This window comes from Ruegeria sp. AD6, from assembly GCF_056542325.1.
Genome location: NZ_JBQFZQ010000001.1, coordinates 451116 through 475974, shown reverse-complemented (window position 1 = coordinate 475974; position 24859 = coordinate 451116). Strand labels below are relative to the sequence as shown.

Below are 24859 nucleotides of genomic sequence, written 5' to 3'. Positions count from 1 at the left end.
CTCAGGCCCCGCTCTTCCCAGCCATCTGAATTGCTGCATCGCAACGCGAAAATGACTCCGCTTAACTTCTGGGCTTTGCCATTGCCACGCAGAGTGGCGCGGGATCAGGGCAGTTCGTTTGGTCCGGGAACCGCCCGCTAGGTTTTTGAGGCCCTCGGATTACAAAGCCGCTTTGATCTTCTCTGCATGTTCGGCAATCAGATCGAAATCCCCCATTTTACCGGGCGGGCGCATCGACACGCCCTCGTGACGGGGCAAAACGTGGAAATGCAGATGGAACACCTCTTGCCCGCCTGCGGCCTCGTTGAACTGTTGGATCGTGATGCCATCGGCAGCAAAGGCCGTCTTCGCGGCGACGGCCAGTTTCTGAACAGTCGCCATCACGGCGCTTAACTGTTCCGGTGTGGCGTCCAGAACATTGCGGCAGGGCGTTTTCGGGATGACCAGAAAATGCCCGTCCGAACGCGGCATGATATCCATGAAGGCCAGCGTGTCGTCATCCTCATACACACGGGTCGAGGGGATTTCCCCGCGCAGAATCTTGGCGAAGATGTTATCCGGGTCGTAAGCTGACATGGCGGGCCTCTGGTTTGGAGCGTTTCCCACCGTTCTGCGGGTCCGGCGGCAGGTGGTCAAGGTGGAACCGCCACGTGCATGGTACCGGTCTCTTGAACAATTCGAAGACATACCCAGATATGGGGCTGCTTCAGGCCCAAAATCGCGGTGCAGCTCCCTGCCCGCGACAATTATTCTTGATCCAGATCAAACTCGGCCATTGAAGGTGCTGACTTCGCATTCTAAAACCAGCAGGAAACCCGCGCGCCGGAGAGGTCCGACTGCGCGGTGCATTTGCAACAGGAGGCACCTATAATGGCAGACGCAGCCATTCATGGTCACGATCATGAAGACCAGCGCAGTTTCTTCGTGCGTTGGTTCATGTCGACCAACCACAAGGACATCGGGATTCTCTACCTGATCTTCTCGGCGCTGGCCGGGTTTATCTCGGTCGCGATGACGATCTACATGCGGCTTGAGCTGATGCACCCCGGTGTTCAGTACATGTGCATGGAAGGCTTCATGGCCGACCCCTGCACCCCCAACGGTCACTTGTGGAACGTGATGATCACCTATCACGGTGTTCTGATGATGTTCTTCGTGGTCATCCCGGCGCTGTTCGGCGGATTTGGAAACTATTTCATGCCGTTGCAGATCGGTGCGCCGGATATGGCGTTCCCGCGGATGAACAACCTGTCCTTCTGGCTGTACGTCGCTGGCACCTCATTGGGCGTCGCCTCGCTGCTGAGCCCTGGTGGTAATGACCAACTCGGTTCGGGTGTGGGCTGGGTTCTGTACCCGCCGCTGTCCACGACCGAGGGCGGCATGTCCATGGACCTTGCGATCTTCGCCGTGCACGTATCGGGCGCCTCCTCGATCCTCGGCGCGATCAACATGATCACCACCTTCCTGAACATGCGTGCCCCGGGCATGACCCTGTTCAAGGTGCCGCTGTTCAGCTGGTCGATCTTCATCACCTCGTGGCTGATTCTGTTGTCCCTGCCGGTTCTGGCGGGCGCGATCACCATGCTGCTGATGGATCGCAACTTTGGCTTCACCTTCTTTGATCCGGCCGGTGGCGGTGACCCGATCCTGTATCAGCACATCCTGTGGTTCTTTGGCCACCCCGAAGTGTACATCGTGATCCTGCCGGGCTTCGGCATCATCAGCCACGTGATCGCCACCTTCTCGCGCAAGCCGATCTTCGGCTACCTGCCGATGGTCTGGGCAATTATCGCGATCGGTGTTCTGGGCTTCGTCGTTTGGGCGCACCATATGTACACCGTTGGCATGTCCCTGCGTCAGCAGGCTTATTTCATGCTGGCCACGATGGTCATCGCGGTTCCGACCGGCGTTAAGGTCTTCTCGTGGATCGCAACGATGTGGGGCGGTTCCATCGAGTTCAAGACGCCGATGCTCTTCGCCTTCGGCTTCCTGTTCCTGTTCACCGTCGGCGGTGTGACCGGTGTGGTTCTGTCGCAGGCTGGTATCGACCGCGCCTATCACGACACCTACTACGTCGTGGCGCACTTCCACTATGTGATGAGCTTGGGTGCCGTCTTTGCGATCTTCGCGGGCATGTATTTCTACTTCTCGAAGATGACCGGTCGTCAGTATTCCGAGTTCTGGGGCAAGGTTCATTTCTGGATGTTCTTCATCGGCGCCAACCTGACATTCTTCCCCCAGCACTTCCTGGGCCGTCAGGGCATGCCGCGTCGCTACATCGACTATCCGGAAGCCTTTGCGCAGTGGAACTTTGTATCGTCGATCGGCGCGTTCATCTCGTTCGCTTCGTTCCTGCTGTTCTTCGGCATCGTGATCTACGCCCTGCTGCGCGGCGCGAAAGAAACACGTCCGAACCCGTGGAACGAGTACGCAGATACGCTGGAGTGGACCCTGCCCACACCGCCGCCTGAACATACGTTCGAGCAGCTGCCAAAGCAGGAAGACTGGGACAAAGGCCACGCGCACTGATCCGGTCAGAGACCTAAGAAAACCCCGCCCGAACAGGCGGGGTTTTTTCTTTGCCCTACGCCAATGCGGTGCACAGATCGCCAGATCACGAAAAATACGCTAGAATGGTTCGGGCAACTGATCCGGCAACCCTGGGGGTTCAGATGCCCGAAATCGACTTTTGGTACTCGATTGGCAGCACCTACAGCTTTCTCACCGTCATGAGGCTGGACGACTGGTGCGCGGAAACCAATGCGACCGTGAATTGGCGTCCGTTCAACGTGCGCACGATCATGGCGGCGCAACAGAACATTCCCTTTGCAGGCAAGCCGGTCAAATCCGCCTATATGTGGCGCGACATTGAACGCCGGGCGGCCAAGTACCGCATCCACGCCAACCTGCCAGCCCCTTACCCGATCTCGAACCTTGGGTTGGCCAATCAGGTGGCCTTGCTGGGTATGCAAGAGGATTGGGGCAAGGAGTTTACGCAAAACCTGTATCGGATCTGGTTTGAAGAAGGCGTCGAGGGCGGCAGCGAAACCGCATTGTCCGAGGCCTTGCTGCGCTGTCAGCAGGACCCGCGCCTGATCCTGTCCCGCGCCCGCAGCCCGGACTGCATCGCCGCGCTGGACGCGCAAACCGAGCAGGCCACAAGGCTGGGCGTTTTTGGAGCCCCAAGCTTTGTCGTAAGTGATGAGGTTTTCTGGGGCGACGACAGGTTGGATGATGCTTTGTCCTGGGCACGTGTCGGACACGTTGTATGACATTTAGCTTTAGACACCAGTGCTGACTGCGCTAGGTTTCGGCCATGCCGTATCAATGGAATCAAACCTCGGACACCGAACAGGAACTGCGCCTGTGGCCGCATAATTCATTGCCGCCGCGCGGGGCGATGATTGTGATCCTGTCTGTCTTCCTGTTTGGCCTGATCCCGATACTGGCCATGCTGGGGTCGGTCGTCCTGTGGGGTTTGCTGCCGTTCTTGCTGCTGACCGTTCTGGGCCTATGGCTGGCCATTCAATCGAACTACCGCGCCCGCAGTGTTTGGGAGATCCTGACGCTGGACGGAAACCAGGCCCGGCTGATCCACCAAACACCGGGCAGACAGGCTCAGGAATGGTCCTGTAACCGCTACTGGGCACGGCCCGAAATGCACGAAAAGGGCGGGCCGGTGCCGCATTACGTCACCCTGATCGGAGACGGGCGCGAGGTTGAGATTGGCGCGTTCCTGTCCGAGGATGAGCGCATCACCCTCTATGACGATCTGGTGCAACGGCTGCGCGGTTCTGCCGCGCAGTGAGCGTTGCCAACAGGGGTCAGCAACCGCCGTTCGATGCGGCGCACAGATGGTCTTTGACCATCGGACCAACCTTGCCGAAATCCATCTGGCCGGTATAGCGAGTCTTCAACTCGCCCATCACCTTGCCCATATCGCGGATCGAACCGGCTCCGGTGGCGGTAATCGCGGTCTGAATCGCCTTTGTCACCTCATCGTCGTCCAGCTGTTTGGGCAGGAATTCCTCGATGATCGCAACCTCGCGCATCTCACGCTCGGCCAGGTCCAGGCGTCCGCCTTCTTCATAGGCGCGCGCGCTTTCTTTGCGCTGCTTGGTCATTTTACCAAGGATTTCAAGAACCTCAGCATCGCCGCACCCTTTCGCCTCTTCATTGTCGGAAGCGCGGGACGCAATATCCCGGTCTTTGATCGCAGCGTTGATCAGGCGCAAGGTCGACAGACGCTCGGCCGCTTTGTCTTTCATTGCTTGCTTCAGGGCGGTGTTCACCCGTGATCGCATGTCCATTTGGTTTGTCCATCCCCATGACAACGGAACCCCGAACATATCTAAACAAAAAGCGTGACACAACAGGGCACGGACACAGCTAACCCATTGAAAAACAACAATAGCCGAAAATTTGAACACACTTGACCAAAGCGGTTAACCCCCTTAGGTATGCGCCGATTTACCCTGTAGGAGAGTTGCGCCATGGCCCAGAACGCCCCGTCCAAGCCCACCGCATGTCTGGCATTGGCCGACGGAACGCTGTTTTACGGCACAGGCTTCGGCGCAACCGGCCAGACAGTGGCCGAGCTGTGCTTTAACACCGCCATGACCGGGTATCAGGAAATCATGACGGACCCCTCTTATGCCGGGCAGATCGTCACCTTCACCTTCCCCCATATCGGCAATGTGGGCGTAAACCCCGAAGATGACGAAACCGGTGATCCGGTGGCTGCGGGCATGGTGGTCAAATGGGACCCGACCGAGCCGTCGAACTGGCGCTCGGCCGAAGAGTTGAAAACATGGCTGGAACGGCGCGGCCGTATCGCGATTGGCGGCATCGATACCCGCCGTCTGACCCGCGCCATCCGTCAACAGGGCGCGCCGCATGTGGCGCTGGCGCATGATCCCGAAGGCAATTTCGATATCGCCGCGCTGGTTGCCGCGGCGCGTGGCTTTGCCGGGCTGGAGGGCATGGATCTGGCCAAGGACGTCACCTGTGCCCAAAGCTACCGCTGGGATGAGATGCGGTGGGCCTGGCCCGAGGGGTATGCGCCACAGAAGGCACCTCAACACAAGGTCGTGGCGCTGGATTATGGTGCGAAACGCAACATCCTGCGCTGCCTCGCCTCGGCTGGTTGTGACGTGACCGTTCTGCCCGCCACCGCGACCGCTGCCGAAGTTCTGGCGCACGAGCCTGACGGCGTGTTCCTGTCCAATGGTCCCGGCGACCCGGCGGCAACCGGCGAATATGCCGTGCCGATGATCAAAGAGATCCTGAACAGCACCGAACTGCCCGTCTTTGGCATCTGCCTCGGCCACCAGATGCTGGCGCTGGCGCTGGGTGGTCAGACCATCAAGATGAACCATGGCCACCACGGCGCAAACCACCCCGTGAAAGATCTGGAAACCGGCAAGGTCGAGATCACCTCGATGAACCATGGTTTCGCTGTCGATGCCGAGACCCTGCCCGACGGTGTGGTCGAGACCCATCGCTCGCTGTTTGACGGCTCGAACTGTGGTATCCGCATGACGGACCGACCGGTCTATTCGGTGCAATACCACCCCGAGGCCTCGCCCGGCCCACAGGACAGCTTCTACCTGTTCGAACGCTTCGCAGCCGCCATGGCGGACAGAAAAACTCAGGCGTAACTGGCGCAAAGCCCGGGGTTAACCCGCTGTTAACCTAGATTGATCAACCCTGACGACAGGTCACTGCGTCAGGGTTTTTTTAATGGTTGAATTGAATCTTCAGGATTTTACCACTGCCGCCCCGATCCCCCCTCAAGGGCAACGCAAACCGTTGGGCACCTGCCTGATCGAGCAAGGTGCGATTTCGTGGGAGCAGTTGGACAAGGCGCTGCATCTGCAATCCCAGCAAAAGGCCCCGCTGGGCGAAATTCTGGTTGGCGAAGGCTGGGTCAGCCGCGCGGATGTCCTGACCGCCCTGTCCACGCAAAGCGGATGGCAAATCGCCGATCTGGACAAGATCCCGCCCGCACCCGGCTTGTGCGATTTCAAGCAGGTTGAATTCTGGCTGGCCCATAACGTCATACCATGGATGCGCGTCGGCCCGCTGCTGTTGGTTGCCACTGCACGCCCTGATCGCTTCCCGACCGTCACTGCCGAGATGCAGGATTGCCCCTACGCCGTCCTTCCGGTTCTGGCCGCACCGGATCAGATTGATCGCGCGATTGCCCGTCAATTCTCGCAGGTTCTGGCCGAAGCCGCCGAGACCCGTGTGGATGAGGCGCAAAGCTGCCGCACCTGGACGCCGCGGTCGCGCATTGGCCCTGCGGTTCTGGTTCTGGGGCTAATGGCGTTTTTTGCGGCCCTTCCCCAGCTTGGGCTTGCAGCCCTGCTGATCGCAGCCGTCGCAACCCTGATCCTGTTCATGACCTTGCGACTCTCAGGCGCGCTTACTTTTGTGCTGGGAAAAATCAAACCACCCAAAACCGATCCCGGTTGCACGCCCGTTTCGCTGCGACAGCCTTGCGTGTCGATCATGGTGCCCTTGTATAAGGAGCGTGAGATCGCAGGCGCCCTGATCAAACGTCTGCAACGGCTGACCTATCCCAAAGCCCTTCTGGACGTGATTTTGGTGCTGGAGGAAAGCGATGACGTCACCCGCGAGACCGTCGAGAAAGCCGACCTGCCAAGCTGGATTCGCACCGTCGAGGTGCCCGCACTAAACGGGCTGACAACCAAACCCCGTGCGATGAACTATGCGCTGGATTTCTGCCGGGGCGACATTCTGGGGGTCTGGGACGCCGAAGATGCGCCCGAGCCAGATCAGATTGAGCGGGTGGTGCAGCATTTCACTCAGGCCCCGCCGGATGTGGTCTGTCTGCAAGGTATGCTGGATTACTACAACCCGCGCACCAACTGGCGTTCGCGCTGTTTCACCATCGAATACAACTCTTGGTTTCGGGTGATCCTGCAGGGCATCGCGCGCCTTGGGCTGGTCGTGCCCTTGGGCGGAACAACCTTTTTCTTCCGGCGCGACAAGCTGATCGAACTGGGCGGATGGGACGCGCATAACGTGACCGAGGATGCCGATCTGGGCGTACGCCTCAGCCGCGCGGGGTACCGGACCGAGATGGTCGAGACCACCACCTATGAAGAGGCCAACTTTCGCGCCTGGCCCTGGGTCAAGCAGCGCTCACGCTGGTTGAAAGGATTCATGGTCACCTATCTGGTGCATATGCGGAACCCGGTCGGCCTGTATCGCGAACTGGGAGCGCTCAGGTTCGCGGGCGTGCAGGCGTTCTTTCTGGGCACGCTGGGTCAGTTCCTGCTGGCCCCGATCCTGTGGATGTTCTGGCTGTCCGCGCTGCAACTTCCCAACCCGATGCAAACCCTGCTGACGGCACCGGTGATGACCACGCTGCTTTGGTTGTTTCTGGCGGCTGAGCTGATCAATATGGCCGTCGCAATGCTGGCCGTGTCCGCCCGGGAACGTCGGCATCTTTTACCGTTTGTGCCCACGATGTGCTTCTACTTCCCGCTGGGCGTCCTCGCCGCCTACAAGGCGTTGTGGGAGCTCGCAATCTGCCCGTTCTTCTGGGACAAAACCCAGCATGGGCAGGCCGAAGAGGACCTGCCGCAAGCCTGAAGGTTAAGACTCACGCCGCACCGCGTCCTGCTTGAGACGGGTCATGAAGGCGATCGAGATATGGTCCTTCAGCGCCCGCCCGGCTGCTTCTTCGTCACGTGCAGCGATGGCTTCGACGATCCCCTTATGCTCGCTCTGCGCAATTTCGCTGCGCCCCTGCGCCGCCAGCGACGTGGTTGCCATCAGGGCCATGGTACGATGTACCAGATCCAATTGCTGAACCAGATAGCGGTTGTGCGAGGCCAGATGGATCTGCTCATGAAACCGCCGGTTCGCCCGTGACAAGGCCGAGGGATCATCGACCAGTGCATCATCCTCGGCCACCATTTCCTGCAGCACGCGGATCTCTTCCTCGGTCGCGTGTTTGGCGGCCAGACGTGCGGCCAGCCCCTCAAGCTCGCGCCGCACGACATACAGTTCGGCCATCTGGTTGTGGTCCAAAGACGCCACAATCAGCGACCGCCCGTCCCGCTCCAGCAGCGATTGCGTTTCCAGCCGCTGCAACGCCTCGCGGATGGGGGTGCGCGACACGCCGAACCGCTCGGCCAGTTCGCTTTCGACCAGACGGTCACCGGGTTTGTAGACGCCCACATCGATGGCTTCGAGAATCAGGCTGTAGGCATCTTTGTTGGACTGTCGGGATTGGGGCATGGGGTGTTGTGTCTCCTCGTTCGGCCATGTCTATCCGTGTCCGGGGGCCGCAATCAAGTGTAGCATTGAAAACCCGGCCGTCGCGCCCTACACCGACATCATGGTCAAACCTGCCTTTAGCCACGTCACCCAATGGGTGTTCGATCTGGACAACACCCTGTATCCGCCGCATATGCGCCTGTTCGACCAGATCGAGGTGCTGATGACGGATTATGTCGTGCAGGCCATCGGCGTGGACCGGGCCGAGGCCGACCGCCTGCGCAGCCACTATTGGCGCGAATACGGTACAACTCTGGCCGGGCTGATGGCCGAACATGATCTGGACCCCGACCCCTATCTGCACGCGGTCCATCAAGTTGACATGAGCCATATGGACCCCGATGCCGAGCTTGCCGCCCATATCCGCGCCCTGCCCGGCCGGCGCATCGTCTACACCAACGGCAGCGCCCCCTATGCGGAACGGGTGCTTGAGGCGCGCGGGCTGACCGGTCTGTTTGACGCCATCTATGGTGTCGAACATGCAGGTTATCGCCCCAAGCCGGAAAAAGCGGCCTTTCAGGCGATCTTTTCGCAAGATGGTATTCAGACCGAAAAGGCCGCCATGTTCGAGGACGATCCCCGCAATCTGGCAGCGCCGCATGAGATGGGAATGCGCACGGTTCACGTCGCGCCGGACCCGCATGAGGCCGATCACATCCACCACCATACGGATGACCTAACGGCATTCCTGGCCCGCCTGCGGTAGGCTGTCACACTGCGACGATCTGCATATTCTGCAGCTGCACAATCATCCATATATGCCCGTCTGCGACGAACAGAACGGAGACCCCAATGAGCGCGACCCTGATGCCGCAGCGCCTGCCGATTTGGCAACGCCTGCTTTATGCAATCCCCTTGTTTGGCTGGATGGCCCGCGACGTGGCCGATGGCGAGCCCGAGGATTTAGGCTATACGGCCGCCGCGATCTTCAGCATGTGGGGCTGTTCTGCCCTGCTGTTCGGCCTGCCCGGTCTCTACATCCCTGCCGTGATGATGGTGCCGGTGATGTTTCTGATCCTGATCCTGATTTCACGCGGATAGGACACGGGACAGGATGTCACTTGGCGCAGGCGCGGGAACCGCACTAGGGTCTGCCGGGAACGGAGACAAGTGCCATGACTGACAGCTGTGACATCCTGATTTCCGGCGGCGGAATCGCTGGCCTGACCGCCGCCGCCGCCTTTGGGACCGCCGGGTTCAACGTGATCTGCGTTGATCCGACCCTGCCGATCACTGAACGCGACGTCGATGGGTCGGACCTGCGGACCACCGCCTTCCTGCAACCCTCACGCGGGTTGCTGGACCAATGTGGTTTGTGGGCCCGGCTTGATGCCCACGCGGCCCCGCTGCAAGTGATGCGCATCGTCGATGCGGGCGGAGACGTCCCCGAACCGCGCGTTGTGCGCGATTTCAACGCCTCGGACATTTCGGAACAGCCCTTTGGCTGGAACCTGCCCAACTGGCTGCTGCGGCGCGAAATGGTGGCGCGGCTGGCCGAGCTGCCCAATGTCGATTTCCGCCCAGGCACTGGCACCGTCAGCCTGTTCACCCGCACCGCCGAGGCGCGCGTTGGGCTAAGCGACGGCAGCCGCATCCGGTGCAAACTGGTCATCGCCGCCGATGGGCGAAACTCTACGATGCGCGAGGCTGCCGGGATACCCGTCCACACTACGCGCTATGGTCAGAAAGCGCTTGCTTTTGCGGTAACGCATCCAATTGCGCATGAAAACGTCTCGACCGAGATCCACCGGTCTGGCGGGCCGTTCACATTGGTACCGCTGCCCGACTGGCAGAGTCAGCCCTCATCCGCCATCGTGTGGATGGAACGCGGGCCGCGCGCGGTGGAGTTGCTGAACCTCGACACCGAGGCCTTCGAGGCCGCGATGACGGAGCGGTCCTGCGGGTTGTTCGGGCCGTTGAAACTGGCCTCACGCCGGACGATCTGGCCGATCATCAGCCAATCGGCCGCGCGCCTGTCAGGCGAACGCATCGCCCTGATGGCCGAGGCCGCGCATGTGGTGCCGCCCATTGGTGCGCAGGGTCTGAACATGTCCTTGGGCGATCTGCGATCCCTTCTGGACCTGGCACAAGCCCGGCCTGACGGGTTGGGCGATGAACAGATGCTGGATGCCTACCACAAGGCCCGCCATGCTGAGATCGAGCTGCGGGTGAAAGGCATCGACCTGTTGAACCGCACCTCAATGCTTGAGGCGCGGCCGCTGCGCGATGCACGCGCCTTGGGGCTGAACGCGCTCTACTCCATGGGACCGGTGCGCAAGACGCTGATGCAAATGGGCCTCGGCGTGCGTTAAGCGGCAAGGCGGGCTTCAGCCCGCCACCCGGTCACAGAACCTGATCCAGCACCCGTTTCAGACGCGCAATTGTGCCGTCCACATCATACAGTTTGTCGAGGCCGAACAGCCCCAGGCGGAACGTGCTGAACCCGGCAGGTTCGTCACATTGCAACGGCACGCCAGCGGCGATCTGCATCCCCAAAGCGGCGAATTTCTTGCCATTCTGAACCTCGGGATCAGCCGTATAGCTGACCACAACGCCCGGCGCGCCAAAACCATCCGCGGCCACCGAGACAACGCCCTTCTCCTTCAACATCGCGCGTACGCCATTGCCCAAAGCCCATTGCGCGTCGCGCAATTTCTCGAACCCGTATTCCTGCGTCTCAAGCATCGTGTCGCGAAACGCCGTCAGGGCATCGGTCGGCATGGTCGCGTGATAGGCATGGCCGCCGTTCTCATAGGCCTGCATGATCTGACGCCATTTCTTCAGATCGACCGCAAAACTGTCGGACTCGGTCTCTTGCAACCGCGCTTCGGCACGCTCAGACAGCATGACGAGGCCCGCGCAGGGCGACGCGCTCCACCCCTTTTGCGGGGCCGAGATCAACACGTCCACGCCGGTCGCCTTCATATCAACCCAGGCGCAGCCTGATGCGATGCAATCCAGAACCATCAACGCACCAACCTCATGCGCGGCAGCTGCCATGGCGGTCACATAATCGTCGGGCAGGATCACGCCCGCCGCAGTCTCGACATGGGGTGCGAAGACCACGTTGGGGCGCTGCTCGTGAATGGCAGCAACCACATCTTCAATCGGAGCGGGCGCAAAGGGGGACGGGCTGGTATTGCCGGTTTCCCGCGCTTTCAGAACGGTAACCGATCCGGTCAGCGCGCCGCTTTCGATGATCTGACTCCAGCGATAGGAAAACCACCCGTTACGCACCACCAGAACGTTGGCACCACGCGCGAACTGACGGGCCACGGCCTCCATCCCGTAAGTTCCGCCGCCGGGAATGATGGCAACACCGTCGGCATTATAGACCTCGCGCAGCATGCTCGAGACATCGCGCATAACCTTTTGAAACTTGGCCGACATATGGTTCAAAGAGCGGTCGGTAAAGACAACCGAGAACTCTTCAAGACCATCCCGGTCCACGGTTTCCAGCAATGCAGGCATTCAGTTTCCTTTCCAGAAGTCGTTCCCCAAAGCCAGGCCCAAGTGCCCTGTCTGATTCCGGCGAACACTGCCACGAAAGTGACCCTACGTCACGAAAAACAAAACCGAAATATTTAGACCAACTGGTTCGAAAACATCAAAAATGACGCCAATTAGAGTCACCTCCCCTTTACACTTCTACTTGCTTCTGAACAGATGCATACACTTTATGCTTGAAGGGAAATTTCAACCCGTGACTCACGAAAAGCGGATCAGCTTCCAGGTCGTTCGTGACGAAGTGAAACGACGGATCGAAAGCCGTGTGTGGCCACAAGGCTCGCTTTTGCCGACGGAAACGCAGCTGGCCGAAGAATTCAACTGCGCGCGGGCCACCGTGAACCGCGCGCTGCGGGAACTGGCCGACCAGGGCTTTGTCGAGCGCAAGCGCAAAAGTGGAACGCGGGTCAAGAAAGAGCCCAGTAAACACGCCAGGCTGGAACTGTCGCTGGCCCGGCAGATGATTGAAAACCAGAACGCCGCATACCGCTATGCACTGGTCGAGCGTAATGTTGTGCCCAGCCCCGGTTGGCTGGCCTCGCAACTCAGCGTTTCGCCCGAGGCCCGTGTGCTGCACGTGATCTGCATGCACTATGCCGACAACCGCCCCTTTCAGCTTGAGGAACGGTGGATCAACATCGCAGCCGTTCCCGAGGTGGAAGAGGCCGATCTGAGCGCGCACGGCCCCCACGAATGGCTGCTGAACGCTGCCCCCTTCACCGAGGCCGAGGTCGCCTTTTGCGCGATTTCCGCTGACAGTCGTCTGGCCGAGTTCATGGGCACCACCGCCGGAACCTCGATGATCCAGATGGAGCGGACGACGTGGAAGGATGAAAACCCGATCACCTTCGCCCGCATGACCCACCATCCCGGCTATTGCGTTCGCACGAAATACTAGGCGCGATCAGCCTATCGGACCGGGCAGGCGTTCTTCGCTCAGCAAGACATTGGCCTCGACATCCCCCGCGCCGGGCAACGTCATGATCCGTCGGCGCAGGACCCGTTCGAAATCGGACAGGTCACGCGCCACTACGCGCAGACGGTAGTCATACAGCCCCAGCACATGCTCGACGGTCTGCACTTCGGGAATGGCGCTGACAGCGCGTTCGAAGTCTTCCAGACTGACCTGTCCCTTGCGCGCCAGCTTCACGCCCAGAAAGACAGTGACGCCAAAGCCCAATGCCTCGGCATTCAGGCGCAGACGGCGGCCTTTGATGACCCCCGCCTCTTCCAGCCTGCGGATCCGCCGCCATGTGGCGGGTTGCGACAGCCCCAGCCTGCGCCCCAACGCTCCGGCGCTTTGCGTTGCATCCTGCCGCAAGGCCTGCAGGATCTTTCGGTCTGTTTCGTCCAGCTCGATCATACCGGCAGCACCTCATCTCGTTTGACCCGTGCGATATGCATCAGCGCTTCGATGTCTGCGATATGCGGCAAGGTCAGGATGCGGTCGCGATAGAGTTGCTGGTAATGCGCCATGTCCTTTGCCAGAACCGACAGCCGCACATCCACGCGGCCCAGAAAGGTCTGGATCTCGATCACTTCGGGCACATCGCGCGCCGCAGCCGTGAATTCGTCAAACGCGCGCGCCTGCGTCTTGTCCAATGTGACCCGCAGCGACACCTCGACCGCATAACCCAGTGCAACCCAGTCTATCACCGCCTCCTGCCCCTCGATGATCCCGGCGGCCTGCATCTTTTCGATACGACGCCAGCAAACACCTTGCGTGATCCGGCACCGCTCGGCCAGTTCGGCGTTGGACAGGCTGGGATCAGCCTGAAAATGGCGCAGAATACGTCTGTCGAGGTCATCAAGCATAGATTTCTCATCATTCGGCCAAATGAAGAATAGTTCTTCATCTTTTTTATAAATACTCAACTTCAATACGCTCGCCAATCGCAAAACACCCGGGTAAAAGCGCAGCAATCGAAACAGAAAGGACCGGCAAAATGCGCGTCTATTACGATCGCGATTGCGACATCAACCTGATCAAAGACAAAAAAGTGGCCATCCTGGGCTATGGTTCGCAAGGTCACGCCCACGCGCTGAACCTGCGCGACTCGGGCGCAAAAAACCTGGTCGTCGCTCTGCGCGAAGGCTCTGCCTCGGCCAAGAAAGCCGAAGCCGAAGGTTTGCAGGTCATGGGCATCGCCGAAGCGGCAGCCTGGTGTGACGTCATCATGTTCACCATGCCCGACGAACTGCAGGCCGAGACCTACAAGAAATACGTGCATGACAACATCAAGCCCGGTTCGGCCATTGCATTTGCCCACGGCCTGAACGTTCACTTTGGCCTGATCGAGCCGAAAGAAGGCGTTGACGTCATCATGATGGCCCCCAAAGGCCCTGGCCACACCGTGCGTGGCGAATACGTCAAAGGCGGCGGCGTGCCCTGTCTGGTGGCCGTTGACACCGACGCAACCGGCAAAGCGCTGGAAATCGGCCTGTCCTACTGCTCGGCCATTGGTGGCGGCCGTTCGGGCATCATCGAAACCAACTTTCGCGAAGAGTGCGAAACCGACCTGTTCGGTGAGCAGGCCGTTCTGTGCGGCGGTCTGGTTGAGCTGATCCGCTGCGGCTTTGAAACCCTGGTCGAAGCAGGCTATGCGCCCGAGATGGCCTATTTCGAGTGTCTGCACGAGGTGAAGCTGATCGTTGACCTGATCTACGAAGGCGGCATCGCTAACATGGATTACTCGATCTCGAACACTGCCGAGTACGGCCAGTACGTCACCGGCCTGCGCATCCTGCCCTACGAGCAGACCAAGAAAGCGATGAAAGAGGTTCTGAACGACATCCAGCAGGGCAAGTTTGTCCGCGACTTCATGCTGGAAAATCAGGTCGGCCAGCCGACCCTGAAAGCTTCGCGTCGCGCCAATGACGAGCACCTGATCGAAGAAACCGGCGCCAAGCTGCGCGGCATGATGCCGTGGATTTCGGCTGGCAAACTGGTCGATCAGGAAAAGAACTAAGTCTGATATCCATCAGCACTGGGGCGGCCTTTAACGGGCCGCCCTTTTCTATGCAGCGCATCCTGTCGCAAAGCACTCGCCCAACACAAAATCCCAGCCCGAATCGTAACCGCCTCGCTTGTCTGCGGCGGCTTCGGCCCAGACCTCCCAGCCGGAATGGGTCAGGGTCACTTGAGTTTGGTTCGCACCGACCCTTTCAAACGCGACATCAACCCGCGTGGGGGTGTCCTTGTTGGTGCCCGGATGCCAGGTGAAGGCCAGGCGGTGCCCCTCTTCATATTCCAACACCGTGCCCCAATCGGCCCTTTCGCCGTCATACATCGTTTCGAACACTGCGCCACCAACCCAAGGCTCGATCGTGACGGCCAGCGCCGGTTGTCCCTTCGAGGCCGACACCGCGTGACCATCCATCGGCCACCAGCTTGCGATGCGATGCACAAAGACCTCAAAGGCGCGATCCGGCGCGGCGTTCACAACCACGGTTTTGACGATTGGATCAGTCATGTATCTCGCCCTTCCCGATTGATCTCTGTCGCAAAACTGTCCAGCACATCCGACCAGTATCGATCCAGCCAGGCGCGCATTTCTGCCAAGCCGTCAGGCCGGGCAAAGTAAATCCGGCGCGTCCCTTCCGACCGGCACCCGACCAATCCCGCATCCGACAGAACCTTCAGATGCTGCGACACCGCCGGGCGGCTGACAGGTAGCGTGTCAGCCAGAGCCCCAACCGCGCAGGGCCGGGCTGCAACTGCTTCGAACACTTTCCGACGAGTCGGGTCGCCCAGAGCGGTAAATGCATCTTGGTAAGCCATTACTTACGGTAAGTAAAAACTAACGCTTTGTCAATCTCGGGCGCGTGACATCGGCAAAATCAAAGGATATGGGGGGTTTATGGTGCAAGAACCCGATTACCGCGACTGGAGCGGCGTCCTGACACTCGGCCTCATATGGGGCGGAACGTTCATGGTCGTGGCCATGGCGCTGGAAGGCTATGGGCCCGTCACAGTGGCAACGGCGCGCACAACGCTGGGTGCGGTCACCCTGCTGGGCCTGATGGCAGCCACTGGTCGCAGGATACCCGGACCGGACCGCGCCCTATGGGGCGCAATCGTCATCATCGGGCTGTTGTCGACCGCAATTCCGTTCATGATGCTTAGTTGGGGCCAGCAATACGTGCCCTCGGCCTTCGCAGGCCTGTCCATGGCGGCGATCCCACTGATGGTGCTGCCGCTGGCGCATTTCTTTTCGGATGAGCCGATGAATGCGCGCCGCATTTTCGGGGTCTCTCTCGGCTTTGCCGGGGCTCTGGTTCTGATCGGCCCCGGCTTGACCCAGATCGGCCAAGGGTTCGAACCGTTGGCGCAACTCGCCTGTATCGGGGCGGCGCTGTGTTACTCGGTGGCTTCGATCTTCACCCGTCGTTGCCCGCCCATTGACCCTGTCACGCTGGCCGCGCTGACGCTGGTCGTCGGTGCAGTATGCCTGGTGCCGCTGATGTTGGTGACCGAAGGCCTCCCAACATGGGAAGGCACGCGCCCGGGCCTTGCGATCATCATCCTAGGCCTTTTGCCCACCGCCTTTGCCACGCTTCTGCGCGTATCGATCATTCGCAGCGCAGGGTCGGTCTTTCTGACACTGGTCAATTATCAGGTGCCAATCTGGTCGATGGTGTTCGGCGCATTGGTCCTATCCGAGGCCTTGCCCCTGCGTTTCTTCATCGCACTGGCCATGATTCTGACCGGACTGGCCATCAGCCAGTGGTTCAGTCTGCGAAAACTGCTGACCGGGCGCTAGCCTGTTGCGGCTTCGACCTCGGACACGATGCTGTCGACGACCTGAGACAACAGCGCGTCATCTTCGCACTCGGCCATCACCCGGATCAACGGTTCCGTGCCGGATTTTCGGATCAGCAAGCGGCCCTGCCCGTTCAGGCGCGCCTCGGCATCGGCAATGGCAGCTTTGACGCTTTGCGCTTCAAGCGGCATTTGCCCCTCGCCATAGCGGACATTCTTCAACAATTGCGGCACGGTCTCGAATTGCTGCGCCAGATCCGAGGCTGATCGCCCGGACAGTACCATCTCGGCCAAAAAGTGCAGCCCGGCCATCAAACCATCACCTGTGGTGGCATAGTCGCTCATGACGATATGGCCCGATTGCTCACCACCCAGATTGAAACCGCCTTCACGCATCCGCTCGACCACATAGCGGTCGCCGACGGCCGTGCGTTCCAGACGCAGGCCTTGCGATTGCAGGTGACGCTCCAATCCGAGATTGGACATGACAGTCGCAACCAGCGCGTCGCCTTTCAACTGACCGGATGCAGCCCAAGCCGAGGCCAGCAAGGCCATCAGCTGATCGCCATCGGCCACGTCACCGTTTTCATCGATAACCACAACGCGGTCGGCATCCCCGTCCAGACAGACCCCCACATGCGCGCCATGCGCCACCACGGTCTCGGCGGCAAGCTGAGGCTTGGTCGATCCGCAATTGAGGTTGATGTTCTTGCCGTTCGGCGCGACACCGACCGGGATCACCTCGGCGCCCAATTCCCACAATACCTCGGGCGCAGTGCGGTGCGCCGCGCCGTTGGCGCAGTCGATCACGACTTTCAAGCCATCCAGCTTCACATCGCGGGGCAGCGAGGATTTGATCCGCTCGCCATAGCGAAACCGGGCATCGTCCACGCGGCGCGCGCGTCCGATATTCTGGGCCTGCGCGGGTTTAACGCCTTCCTCGATCAGCCGTTCGATTTCCAACTCGGCCTGATCGGACAGTTTAAACCCATCGGGCCCAAAGAACTTGATGCCGTTATCTTCCGCCGGGTTATGACTGGCCGAGATCATCACGCCCAGATCGGCGCGCATGGATTGGGTCATCAGCCCAACGGCAGGCGTCGGTACCGGCCCCAGCAGCAGCACGTTCATCCCCGTCGAGGTCAAACCAGCAGTCAGCGCGTTTTCCAGCATATAGCCCGACAAGCGCGTGTCCTTACCGATCACCACACGGTGCACGCCCGAGGCATCGCGACGGAAATACCGCCCCACGGCGGCCCCGATGCGCAAGGCCATTTCCGCTGTCATCGGATGTGTATTGGCTGTGCCCCGCACACCGTCAGTTCCGAACAGCTTGCGCATCTTCTACCCCTCACAAAAATGTTTGCGACCGGATTACCGGACCGCAGCCCATAGACGCAAGGCCTGAGCTGTCTCGGCCACGTCATGCACGCGAATGATCTGCACACCTTGGGACAATCCGTCCAGAGCAAGGGCAATTGATCCCGGAGCACGCGCAGTTTTTTGCGGCTCTTTCCCGATGGACCCGATGAACCCCTTGCGCGACACGCCCAGAAGGATCGGACAGCCCAACCCGTGAAACAGGCTGAGGTTGCGCAGAAGGTCCAGATTGTGCTGTTCGGTTTTGCCAAAGCCGATACCCGGGTCGACAATGATCAGATCGCGGCTCAGACCCAGTGTTTCCAGCCGCGCGATCTGACCTTCGAGGAAATCGTAAACATCCAGCACAACGTTGTCGTATTCGGGATTGTCCTGCATCGTGGCCGGGTCGCCTTGCATATGCATGACACAAACCGGCGCGCCCAATTCAGCGCAAAACGGCGCGAGGTCCGGATCGAAGGTAAAGCCCGAGACATCGTTGACCAAACCTGCCCCGGCGGCGCAGGCGGCCTTGGCCACTGCGGCCTTGCGGGTGTCGATTGAGATCAAGGCTTCCGTTTCCGCCCGAATCGCTTCGATCAGCGGGCGCGTGCGGGCGATCTCTTCCGCTTCTGGGACAAAATCTGCACCGGGGCGGGTCGATTCTCCGCCAATGTCCAGAATGGTCGCGCCTTGCGCCACCATGTCAGCGGCCCCTGCCCGCGCACCCTCGACCGAGCTGTGAACGCCGCCATCCGAAAAGCTGTCAGGTGTCGCGTTCAGGATGCCCATGATATGCGGCTGCGCCATGTCCAGACCGGATATTGCTGCACGCTGGCGGCTGAGGCGTTGCAAAACATCGGCTGGAATTTCAGCCGCCGGGACGACCTTGGGCGCATCCAACCGCGACAGGGCTTCCGCATGTGTGAACCACAACGCCTGACCGGCCAAAGACACTGCACCATCCGGGCGGGCCGGGCCGTGCTGAACCAGCGGTCGGTAATAATGGCTCACAACTGCGCCTGATCGACGGCGACGGCGCGCAGGGGCGTCTTGGGTTCTTTCGGCAGCTCGCCTCCGATCACCATCATCTCACTGGCTTCAAACGTCGCGGCAAACCACGCGGCCAGAGCAACCGCGTCCGACGGCGCGGCGGATGGGCCGTCCACCGCATCCAGAACGATCTTGGACGGGGCCCAGACGCAGATCTGGCCGTTTTTCATGGCCCAATCCAGCTCGGTCCGAGTCGAGACGACGACACAGCGATGATCCCGCGCGGCCAGAACCCAGGCGTTTTGTTCGATGGACAGCAGATCGATCCGGCGCTGCGTCATGGCATGGCCGGTCTGCGGCGCAGCCAGATCCGAGGCCCCGACGCACAGGATCAGCGGGCGCTGACGATTTTCCAGCTGATCGATCCAGCCTTTCAGATTGCCCGACGCAATCGCGTCATTGGACAGGAACACAAGGCGCGGATGCGGGCGTTCTTCTTCAACAACGTCATGATGAACGGCGTCCTTGCCGCGTACGATCTCTACCCCCAGCGCGCCGGGACCCCGATCCAGCTTTTCGATCCGCACGAAAACCCGAACGGCCTGAGGTTCCAGCAGGATGCGCTCGGCCACGCGCTCGGCGAGCGTTTCAAGCAGGTTCAGGCGTTCAGCCGCCAGTTCATAGGCGATGGCCTCGGTCACGCGGTCATAGGACAGGATACGGTCCACATCGTCGTCAATATCCGAGGTCAGCGGGCGCACCTCGACCACGATGTTAAAGCAGATGCGCTGCGTCGTGCCGCGCTCGGCCTGAAAGGCCCCAATTTCAACCTCGACAGTGTGGTCACGCAATGAGATGCGATCCAACGGCCCCCGGGGCGAGGTCGCCTCGGACCGCTCGGACGGGTGCGCAAAGGCAAGGCGGATTTCAGAACTCATGGGTCAGGCCTTCTCGGGCTTGCAGAACAGTTCGCCTAATTTAGGCGGTCCGAGGGGCTATAACACTCACACAAGCGCCATTCCAGCCGCTGATTGCGGCGTCAGGTGACGCGAAACCAACTCATCATACCCGCGGCGGCATGTCCCAGCATATGGCAATGCAACAGCCAATCACCGGGATTATCGGCAAATAACGCGATTTGACGGGTTTGTCCCCTCTCGATCAAAACCGTATCGCGCCACGGACCCAACGCGCCGTCGTCCAAAACAAGCCGAAAGTGGTGGCCATGCAGGTGCATCGCATGGGGGAATGCGGTTTCGTTCACGAACTCGATCCTGTGAAGGCTACCCAGAGACGCATCGAGAAAAGGATCAGACGGACGTTCGGCATATCCGTTCAATGCCCAGAACCGCCCCAACTGCGCCAACTCGCGCCCTGACAGGTCGGTCTCACCAATCCGAGCGCTTTCCAACCACCTCATAGCCCCGCCCTGCAGACGCATTCGATGCAGCGGGGCATCGTCAATCCCAGCGATTTCCGGCAGGGGATTAGGCGGTAGCGCGACTATGTCCGTCCGTTGAGCGTTGGCGGACGGACCGCCGATGTCGAAACGCGCCAATCCAAATGCCCCGTCGCGTTCAACACTTACAAGGCTTGCGGTCGGCCCATCAGCCACAACGTCAACGATCAAATCCGCCCTTTGCGCCGGGGCCAGTGGGAAGGACCCGCTCAGGGCAAGCGGCACTTCCAGCGGCATCCCGTCCAGAGCGACAATCCAGCCCGTAAGGCCATCCAAGTCCAGATCGTAGATCCGAGCGTTCGAGGCATTGATCACCCTAAGCCTGAGCCGTTCGTTTCGACGCACCGGAAAGGCCGGATCGAAAGACCCATTAACAGTGACGATGTTTCCAAGGCGTCCGGCATGGCTTAGGTCGTGGCCGTTGTTGAAATCGTCGGTAATCTGAGCCGTTTCCGGGTCGAGCCGCCAGTCATCCAGCATCAGGATCAGATCCTGATCGACATCGGGTGGTACGGCCTCGTCAACGATCAACGGACCGTATAACCCGCGGGCAACTTGCTCCATCGACCGGTTATGGGCGTGGTACCAATACGTGCCCGCATCGGGGACGACGAATTCATACTTGAAAGCCCCGTCAGCTTCGACGACGTCTTGCGTCAAACCGGGTACACCGTCCATCGCGTTGTCTATTCGAATTCCGTGCCAATGAACCGAAGTCGGCTGCGGAAGTCTGTTCACCAAGCGTTGCTGGACGCGCGTACCCTGATTGTATCTGAGCGTCTTGCCCGGAACCGAGCCTCCATAGCTCCAGACTTCGGTTTCAGGAAACCCGTCAGGCGCAAGCTGTTGACTGCTAACACGCGCCTCAAGATGTGGGGCGTTCGCCCTGACCGCAGCCGGCAAAAGCGAAGCCGCCGCAGCGGTTTGCAAAAATCTTCTTCTGTTGAATGGCATTACGGGCCTCCTGGCCCGTAATATAGACTGCAACTCGCCCCGCGCCATCAAGCTTCCAGCGCGGGTGCGTCAATCAGTTGCTCGCCGTACGGTAGTTGTGGCGGTAGAAAATGTGCACGCCGATCCGCGCGGTCTGCTTGTATACGCGCGACCAGGATGGGCGCACCGCAGTCGTGTGATAGTGGGTCGCGCCTTCGGTCAGTTCCTTTGAAATCCCGTCCATCGCGGCCCGCGCGACTTTCGACACACGCTCAAAGGCTTTCTTTTCGTGGATCACCTCTTTGCGGCCATCGCAGGTATAGGTGAACTGGCACTGGTATTTCTTCCCGGTGCCCTGACGGATCACACCGCACAGGCTGTCAGGGAAACGGCTGCTTTTGACCCGGTTCAGGATCACTTCAGCCACGGCAAACTGTCCCCGCACGCTTTCACCGCGGGCTTCGAAGTACAGCGCCTCGGACAGACACTTCCAGTTCTCGTCCCCGGTCGCTTTGGGTTGCTGATCCAGCCAGTCCTTCGAGTAGGAAACTTCCACTGGCGCAGCCGGCTTCCGAGGCTGGAACAATTTGAAATAGTCACGGAAACTTTGCGCCGGCAATTCGTTGCGGGCGACAAGTTCTTCCTTGGCGGAATCGGTTGCTTCCCTCTCGGCGAAGGACGCACTTGGCAGCACGGTTGCTGCCAATGTGGCAACAGCCATTATGTAACGTAGCATCAGATAACCTCGCACAGGCACTTCTCGCGCCTAACCCTCCCCCGGCGGGCGCGACGAGGCATTTAGCGCAGTCCGGCGCAAACGTCCAGAACTGAAGGAAAAGCAAGTGGAAAATCGCTCGTGGGGAAGATTTTTTCCGCCACAAGTTCGCCTGAAACCCACTAATCCTTGGGTTAAATGGCGCTGTCAACCCCCAAGTCTGGACGAAATCGCCAGTTGAGCGGCAGCCAGCCGAGCGACCGGTACTCGGAAGGGGGAACAGGACACATAGTCAAAGCCAAGGTCCCGGCAAATCGCGATTGATTCGGGGTTCCCGCCGTGTTCGCCACACACCGAAAGCGTAACATCGGGTTTTGCCAGACGCCCCCGTTCGGCCCCGAGTTTCAGCAACTCACCCACGCCATCGGGGTCCAGCACATGAAACGGATCTTCGGTGAACACACCCTGACGGACATAAGCCGACATGAAACGTCCTGCGTCGTCACGCGACAGACCGTAGGTCATTTGGGTCAAGTCATTGGTACCGAAGCTCAAAAAGGCGGTGCTGGGGGCGATCTCCTCGGCCCGCAGGCAGGCGCGTGGTGTTTCCACCATGACGCCCAGACGGTATTCAAACTCCTGCCCCTGCTCTGCCGCAACCGCCGCCGCGACCGAGTCGATGCGGGATTTCACCAGTTCGACCTCGCGCTTGGCCGAGACCAGCGGGATCATCACCTCGGGTACCACGGGGGCACCGTTCTTGCTGGCCTCCAACGTCGCCTCAAAGATCGCGCGGGCCTGCATGTCATAGATTTCGGGCACGGTCACACCCAGACGCACACCGCGCAGGCCCAGCATCGGGTTATATTCGGTCATCGCCGCAACCCGGCGTTCCACATCCGAGACCGGCAAATCCAGCGCCTCGGCCAGTTCACGCTGGCCACTGCGGGTGGTCGGCAGGAATTCGTGCAAAGGTGGGTCGAACAGGCGGATACAGACCGGTTGACCCTCCATGATGCGGAACAGCTGCACGAAGTCCTCGCGCTGCATGGGCAACAGACGTTCCAGCACAGCCTCACGCCCGGACGATGTTTGCGCAAAGATCATCTCGCGCATCACGATCAGACGGCCGGGATCAAAGAACATATGCTCGGTCCGGCACAGACCAATGCCCTGCGCCTGAAAGTTCCGGGCGGTTTGTGCATCGGCGGGCGTATCGGCGTTGGCGCGTATCTCGATATCGCGCTCGGCGTCGGCCCAGCCCATAAGCGTTTGAAAACAATCGTCCAAAGCGGCTTCCAGCATCGCGGGTTGCCCCGCCAGAACCTGCCCCGAGCTTCCGTCAATGGTCAGCACGTCCCCGGTTTTGAACACCCGCCCATCCGGGGCGGTCAGCATTTTCTTCTTGGTCTGAAAGCGGATGTCGGACGCGCCGACGATACAGGGCAGGCCCAGACCACGCCCGATCACCGCCGCATGGCTGGTCATGCCGCCCTTCTCAGTCAGCACGGCCACAGCTGCGTGCATCCCACGCACATCCTCGGGCGAGGTTTCGCGGCGGACCAGAACACAGGCCTCACCCCGCGCCGCGCTGGCCTGCGCTTCGGCGGCGGTAAACACGATCTTACCGGTCGAGGCTCCGGGGCTTGCGCCAATCGCCGTGGTCAGCACATCGCGCTCGGCCTCGGGATGGACCTGACGGTGCAGCAGCTCGTTCAGCGCGTGGGGATCAACCCGCATCACCGCCTCTTGCTGCGGGATGATCCCGTCTTCGGCCAACCGAACGGCAATCCGCATCGCCGCACGCGCGGACCGCTGCACACGCACACCGTCCAGAATGTGCACATGGCCGTTTTCAATCACGAACTCGACCTGCATTTCCTCGCGCAGTTTCTCGCGCATCAACGCGGCCTGCGCCTTCAGGTCGGCGAACGCCTTGGGGGCTACCTCTTCCAGCGACTGCCCCCGCGGGTCCTTCTCAAGATACAGCGCCGAGACACCTTCGCCCAGCGCATCGCGCCCCTGACTCTGGCTCAGATATCGCCCCGTGATCTGGGGCATTCCGGTTTTGGAATCAACCAGTTGCAACACACCCGAGCCGCATTCACCCTGCCCCACGCCGGGGATCATTTCCTGAATGACCAGCCCAAGCCCCGCATCTGCTGGGGCCCCTTTGGCCTGACGCAGCAACCGGGCCGACGTTCCGTCCCATGCCCGCGCCATCGAGCGCAGAACGCCCACCAACTGCTCGCCCCGATCCTGCGGAAAGGCCTCGTCGGTCTCATCTTCATAGGCGCGCAGACTGTCCCGCAATCCGTCCATACCGACGGTATCGATATCGTCAAATACGTCGGCATCCAGACGCGCCACGTGAATGGCGTAGCTTTGCACAAATCGCAGCGACAAGGCTGCGGCGGCCTCGGACCCCATCTTTTCCGCGAAATCGCCGTATCGGGCTTCGTTCATACCAATATTCAGGATAGCCCCCGGACCGCCCCAATCCGGGTCTTCCGAACTGGGCCGCACGCACAACAGGGCGTCTTCGTCAAACTGGTCCAGAATCGCCGCGATATCCGGCACCTGCCCTTCCGCAATGCGGTGAACTGCATCGAAGGACAACGCCACCGTGCGAGGCACCGGCATCTCAAGCCGGACCAGACGTTGCAGACATTTCGCCCGCCCGCCATGGGTATTGGCAGCGATGGGCGCTTTGGGCGTGATGAGCGTGGTATGCGGGTTATTCTGCACTGCGGCACCTTTTGGTTTCACCGCAGCATAGGCAGCTTTACCCCTTGCGCAAGGGTGATATGGGCGCGCA

The 24859-nt window shown here is 60.4% G+C and carries 25 protein-coding genes; 11 read left to right on the top strand and 14 right to left on the bottom strand.

Annotation, left to right across the window (positions count from 1 at the left end; genetic code table 11):
• Positions 1-159: 159 nt before the first annotated feature.
• Positions 160-576 carry an HIT family protein gene (locus tag ACR0KJ_RS02245; protein WP_170451410.1) on the bottom strand — a complete coding sequence of 139 codons (417 nt, stop codon included), beginning with the start codon at positions 574-576 and terminating at the stop codon, positions 160-162.
• 294 nt (positions 577-870) lie between these two features.
• On the opposite strand from ACR0KJ_RS02245, the gene ctaD reads away from it, so the two are divergent.
• The 3 genes from ctaD (at position 871) to ACR0KJ_RS02230 (ending at position 3808) form a co-directional block, all read left to right on the top strand.
• Positions 871-2529 (top strand): cytochrome c oxidase subunit I, encoded by a 1659-nt coding sequence (gene ctaD / locus ACR0KJ_RS02240; RefSeq protein ID WP_170451412.1) that lies wholly within the window; start codon positions 871-873, stop codon positions 2527-2529.
• Between the two features lie 143 nt (positions 2530-2672).
• Positions 2673-3272 carry a DsbA family protein gene (locus tag ACR0KJ_RS02235; protein WP_480625883.1) on the top strand — a complete coding sequence of 200 codons (600 nt, stop codon included), beginning with the start codon at positions 2673-2675 and terminating at the stop codon, positions 3270-3272.
• A gap of 44 nt (positions 3273-3316) precedes the next feature.
• Positions 3317-3808, top strand: a complete 492-nt coding sequence (locus ACR0KJ_RS02230) for a DUF2244 domain-containing protein (RefSeq protein ID WP_480625882.1) — start codon at positions 3317-3319, stop codon at positions 3806-3808.
• A gap of 16 nt (positions 3809-3824) precedes the next feature.
• Here the strand turns inward: ACR0KJ_RS02230 and ACR0KJ_RS02225 are convergent, their stop codons facing one another.
• The gene (locus ACR0KJ_RS02225) at positions 3825-4310 is read right to left on the bottom strand and encodes a GatB/YqeY domain-containing protein (RefSeq protein WP_480625881.1); all 486 of its coding nucleotides are present in this window, start codon (positions 4308-4310) and stop codon (positions 3825-3827) included.
• Positions 4311-4493: 183 nt separating this feature from the next.
• Between ACR0KJ_RS02225 and carA the strand changes: the two genes are divergently transcribed.
• Both carA and ACR0KJ_RS02215 read left to right on the top strand, forming a co-directional pair.
• Positions 4494-5660 carry a glutamine-hydrolyzing carbamoyl-phosphate synthase small subunit gene (carA, locus tag ACR0KJ_RS02220; protein WP_480625880.1) on the top strand — a complete coding sequence of 389 codons (1167 nt, stop codon included), beginning with the start codon at positions 4494-4496 and terminating at the stop codon, positions 5658-5660.
• A gap of 82 nt (positions 5661-5742) precedes the next feature.
• Positions 5743-7623, top strand: coding sequence for a glycosyltransferase (locus tag ACR0KJ_RS02215; RefSeq protein WP_480625879.1), 1881 nt, complete (start codon positions 5743-5745; stop codon positions 7621-7623).
• A 3-nt stretch (positions 7624-7626) separates the two neighbouring features.
• Here ACR0KJ_RS02215 and ACR0KJ_RS02210 read toward each other — a convergent pair whose 3' ends face one another.
• Entirely contained in the window at positions 7627-8274 is a 648-nt protein-coding gene (locus ACR0KJ_RS02210) for a GntR family transcriptional regulator (RefSeq protein ID WP_170451424.1), read from the bottom strand.
• A 100-nt stretch (positions 8275-8374) separates the two neighbouring features.
• Here ACR0KJ_RS02210 and ACR0KJ_RS02205 point away from each other — a divergent pair, with 100 nt between their 5' ends.
• From ACR0KJ_RS02205 to ACR0KJ_RS02195, 3 genes are all read left to right on the top strand, one after another.
• Positions 8375-9019: a pyrimidine 5'-nucleotidase gene (locus tag ACR0KJ_RS02205; RefSeq protein WP_170451426.1), complete on the top strand. Its 645-nt coding sequence runs from the start codon at positions 8375-8377 to the stop codon at positions 9017-9019.
• 86 nt (positions 9020-9105) lie between these two features.
• Complete coding sequence (locus ACR0KJ_RS02200) at positions 9106-9354, top strand: hypothetical protein (protein ID WP_170451428.1); 249 nt, start codon at positions 9106-9108, stop codon at positions 9352-9354.
• Positions 9355-9428: 74 nt separating this feature from the next.
• The gene (locus ACR0KJ_RS02195; protein ID WP_480625878.1) at positions 9429-10625 is read left to right on the top strand and encodes a UbiH/UbiF family hydroxylase; all 1197 of its coding nucleotides are present in this window, start codon (positions 9429-9431) and stop codon (positions 10623-10625) included.
• Positions 10626-10656: 31 nt separating this feature from the next.
• On the opposite strand, the gene ACR0KJ_RS02190 is transcribed toward ACR0KJ_RS02195, so the two are convergent.
• Positions 10657-11784 (bottom strand): aminotransferase class V-fold PLP-dependent enzyme, encoded by a 1128-nt coding sequence (locus tag ACR0KJ_RS02190; protein WP_480625877.1) that lies wholly within the window; start codon positions 11782-11784, stop codon positions 10657-10659.
• Positions 11785-12016: 232 nt separating this feature from the next.
• On the opposite strand from ACR0KJ_RS02190, the gene ACR0KJ_RS02185 reads away from it, so the two are divergent.
• Positions 12017-12718: a GntR family transcriptional regulator gene (locus tag ACR0KJ_RS02185; RefSeq protein WP_480625876.1), complete on the top strand. Its 702-nt coding sequence runs from the start codon at positions 12017-12019 to the stop codon at positions 12716-12718.
• A gap of 6 nt (positions 12719-12724) precedes the next feature.
• On the opposite strand, the gene ACR0KJ_RS02180 is transcribed toward ACR0KJ_RS02185, so the two are convergent.
• Together ACR0KJ_RS02180 and ACR0KJ_RS02175 are read right to left on the bottom strand one after the other, a co-directional pair.
• Entirely contained in the window at positions 12725-13183 is a 459-nt protein-coding gene (locus tag ACR0KJ_RS02180) for an Lrp/AsnC family transcriptional regulator (RefSeq protein WP_170621615.1), read from the bottom strand.
• Positions 13180-13635, bottom strand: a complete 456-nt coding sequence (locus tag ACR0KJ_RS02175; RefSeq protein ID WP_170621614.1) for an Lrp/AsnC family transcriptional regulator — start codon at positions 13633-13635, stop codon at positions 13180-13182. The genes ACR0KJ_RS02180 and ACR0KJ_RS02175 overlap by 4 nt, the downstream gene beginning before the upstream one ends.
• A gap of 131 nt (positions 13636-13766) precedes the next feature.
• Here ACR0KJ_RS02175 and ilvC point away from each other — a divergent pair, with 131 nt between their 5' ends.
• On the top strand, positions 13767-14789 hold the full coding sequence (gene ilvC / locus ACR0KJ_RS02170) for a ketol-acid reductoisomerase (RefSeq protein WP_480625875.1): 1023 nt from the start codon (positions 13767-13769) through the stop codon (positions 14787-14789).
• 48 nt (positions 14790-14837) lie between these two features.
• Here ilvC and ACR0KJ_RS02165 read toward each other — a convergent pair whose 3' ends face one another.
• Complete coding sequence (locus ACR0KJ_RS02165) at positions 14838-15293, bottom strand: SRPBCC domain-containing protein (protein ID WP_480625874.1); 456 nt, start codon at positions 15291-15293, stop codon at positions 14838-14840.
• Positions 15290-15601 (bottom strand): metalloregulator ArsR/SmtB family transcription factor, encoded by a 312-nt coding sequence (locus tag ACR0KJ_RS02160; RefSeq protein WP_170451442.1) that lies wholly within the window; start codon positions 15599-15601, stop codon positions 15290-15292. Before ACR0KJ_RS02160 ends, ACR0KJ_RS02165 begins: the two co-directional genes overlap by 4 nt.
• Before the next feature lie 79 nt (positions 15602-15680).
• On the opposite strand from ACR0KJ_RS02160, the gene ACR0KJ_RS02155 reads away from it, so the two are divergent.
• Entirely contained in the window at positions 15681-16583 is a 903-nt protein-coding gene (locus ACR0KJ_RS02155) for a DMT family transporter (protein ID WP_170621613.1), read from the top strand.
• Here ACR0KJ_RS02155 and glmM read toward each other — a convergent pair.
• The 6 genes from glmM to ACR0KJ_RS02125 all read right to left on the bottom strand — a co-directional run bounded on the left by glmM (position 16580) and on the right by ACR0KJ_RS02125 (position 24810).
• A complete protein-coding gene (gene glmM / locus ACR0KJ_RS02150) occupies positions 16580-17923 on the bottom strand; it encodes a phosphoglucosamine mutase (protein WP_170451446.1) in 1344 nt (447 codons plus the stop codon). The two genes, ACR0KJ_RS02155 and glmM, sit on opposite strands and share 4 nt — an antisense overlap.
• A 33-nt stretch (positions 17924-17956) precedes the next feature.
• A complete protein-coding gene (folP, locus tag ACR0KJ_RS02145; protein ID WP_170451448.1) occupies positions 17957-18955 on the bottom strand; it encodes a dihydropteroate synthase in 999 nt (332 codons plus the stop codon).
• Positions 18952-19872: a dihydroneopterin aldolase gene (locus ACR0KJ_RS02140; protein ID WP_170517894.1), complete on the bottom strand. Its 921-nt coding sequence runs from the start codon at positions 19870-19872 to the stop codon at positions 18952-18954. Before ACR0KJ_RS02140 ends, folP begins: the two co-directional genes overlap by 4 nt.
• A 101-nt stretch (positions 19873-19973) precedes the next feature.
• A complete protein-coding gene (locus ACR0KJ_RS02135; RefSeq protein WP_480625873.1) occupies positions 19974-21347 on the bottom strand; it encodes a multicopper oxidase family protein in 1374 nt (457 codons plus the stop codon).
• 73 nt (positions 21348-21420) lie between these two features.
• The gene (locus ACR0KJ_RS02130; protein ID WP_170517886.1) at positions 21421-22062 is read right to left on the bottom strand and encodes a cell wall hydrolase; all 642 of its coding nucleotides are present in this window, start codon (positions 22060-22062) and stop codon (positions 21421-21423) included.
• 186 nt (positions 22063-22248) lie between these two features.
• On the bottom strand, positions 22249-24810 hold the full coding sequence (locus ACR0KJ_RS02125) for a putative PEP-binding protein (RefSeq protein ID WP_480625872.1): 2562 nt from the start codon (positions 24808-24810) through the stop codon (positions 22249-22251).
• Positions 24811-24859: the final 49 nt, after the last annotated feature.

Coding starts and splice junctions, on each gene's coding strand:
- ACR0KJ_RS02245 (WP_170451410.1), bottom strand. CDS start 576: ATGTCAGCTTACGACCCGGATAACATCTTCGCCAAGATTCTGCGCGGG.
- ctaD (WP_170451412.1), top strand. CDS start 871: ATGGCAGACGCAGCCATTCATGGTCACGATCATGAAGACCAGCGCAGT.
- ACR0KJ_RS02235 (WP_480625883.1), top strand. CDS start 2,673: ATGCCCGAAATCGACTTTTGGTACTCGATTGGCAGCACCTACAGCTTT.
- ACR0KJ_RS02230 (WP_480625882.1), top strand. CDS start 3,317: ATGCCGTATCAATGGAATCAAACCTCGGACACCGAACAGGAACTGCGC.
- ACR0KJ_RS02225 (WP_480625881.1), bottom strand. CDS start 4,310: ATGGACATGCGATCACGGGTGAACACCGCCCTGAAGCAAGCAATGAAA.
- carA (WP_480625880.1), top strand. CDS start 4,494: ATGGCCCAGAACGCCCCGTCCAAGCCCACCGCATGTCTGGCATTGGCC.
- ACR0KJ_RS02215 (WP_480625879.1), top strand. CDS start 5,743: ATGGTTGAATTGAATCTTCAGGATTTTACCACTGCCGCCCCGATCCCC.
- ACR0KJ_RS02210 (WP_170451424.1), bottom strand. CDS start 8,274: ATGCCCCAATCCCGACAGTCCAACAAAGATGCCTACAGCCTGATTCTC.
- ACR0KJ_RS02205 (WP_170451426.1), top strand. CDS start 8,375: ATGGTCAAACCTGCCTTTAGCCACGTCACCCAATGGGTGTTCGATCTG.
- ACR0KJ_RS02200 (WP_170451428.1), top strand. CDS start 9,106: ATGAGCGCGACCCTGATGCCGCAGCGCCTGCCGATTTGGCAACGCCTG.
- ACR0KJ_RS02195 (WP_480625878.1), top strand. CDS start 9,429: ATGACTGACAGCTGTGACATCCTGATTTCCGGCGGCGGAATCGCTGGC.
- ACR0KJ_RS02190 (WP_480625877.1), bottom strand. CDS start 11,784: ATGCCTGCATTGCTGGAAACCGTGGACCGGGATGGTCTTGAAGAGTTC.
- ACR0KJ_RS02180 (WP_170621615.1), bottom strand. CDS start 13,183: ATGATCGAGCTGGACGAAACAGACCGAAAGATCCTGCAGGCCTTGCGG.
- ACR0KJ_RS02175 (WP_170621614.1), bottom strand. CDS start 13,635: ATGCTTGATGACCTCGACAGACGTATTCTGCGCCATTTTCAGGCTGAT.
- ilvC (WP_480625875.1), top strand. CDS start 13,767: ATGCGCGTCTATTACGATCGCGATTGCGACATCAACCTGATCAAAGAC.
- ACR0KJ_RS02165 (WP_480625874.1), bottom strand. CDS start 15,293: ATGACTGATCCAATCGTCAAAACCGTGGTTGTGAACGCCGCGCCGGAT.
- ACR0KJ_RS02160 (WP_170451442.1), bottom strand. CDS start 15,601: ATGGCTTACCAAGATGCATTTACCGCTCTGGGCGACCCGACTCGTCGG.
- ACR0KJ_RS02155 (WP_170621613.1), top strand. CDS start 15,681: ATGGTGCAAGAACCCGATTACCGCGACTGGAGCGGCGTCCTGACACTC.
- glmM (WP_170451446.1), bottom strand. CDS start 17,923: ATGCGCAAGCTGTTCGGAACTGACGGTGTGCGGGGCACAGCCAATACA.
- ACR0KJ_RS02140 (WP_170517894.1), bottom strand. CDS start 19,872: ATGAGTTCTGAAATCCGCCTTGCCTTTGCGCACCCGTCCGAGCGGTCC.
- ACR0KJ_RS02135 (WP_480625873.1), bottom strand. CDS start 21,347: ATGCCATTCAACAGAAGAAGATTTTTGCAAACCGCTGCGGCGGCTTCG.
- ACR0KJ_RS02130 (WP_170517886.1), bottom strand. CDS start 22,062: ATGCTACGTTACATAATGGCTGTTGCCACATTGGCAGCAACCGTGCTG.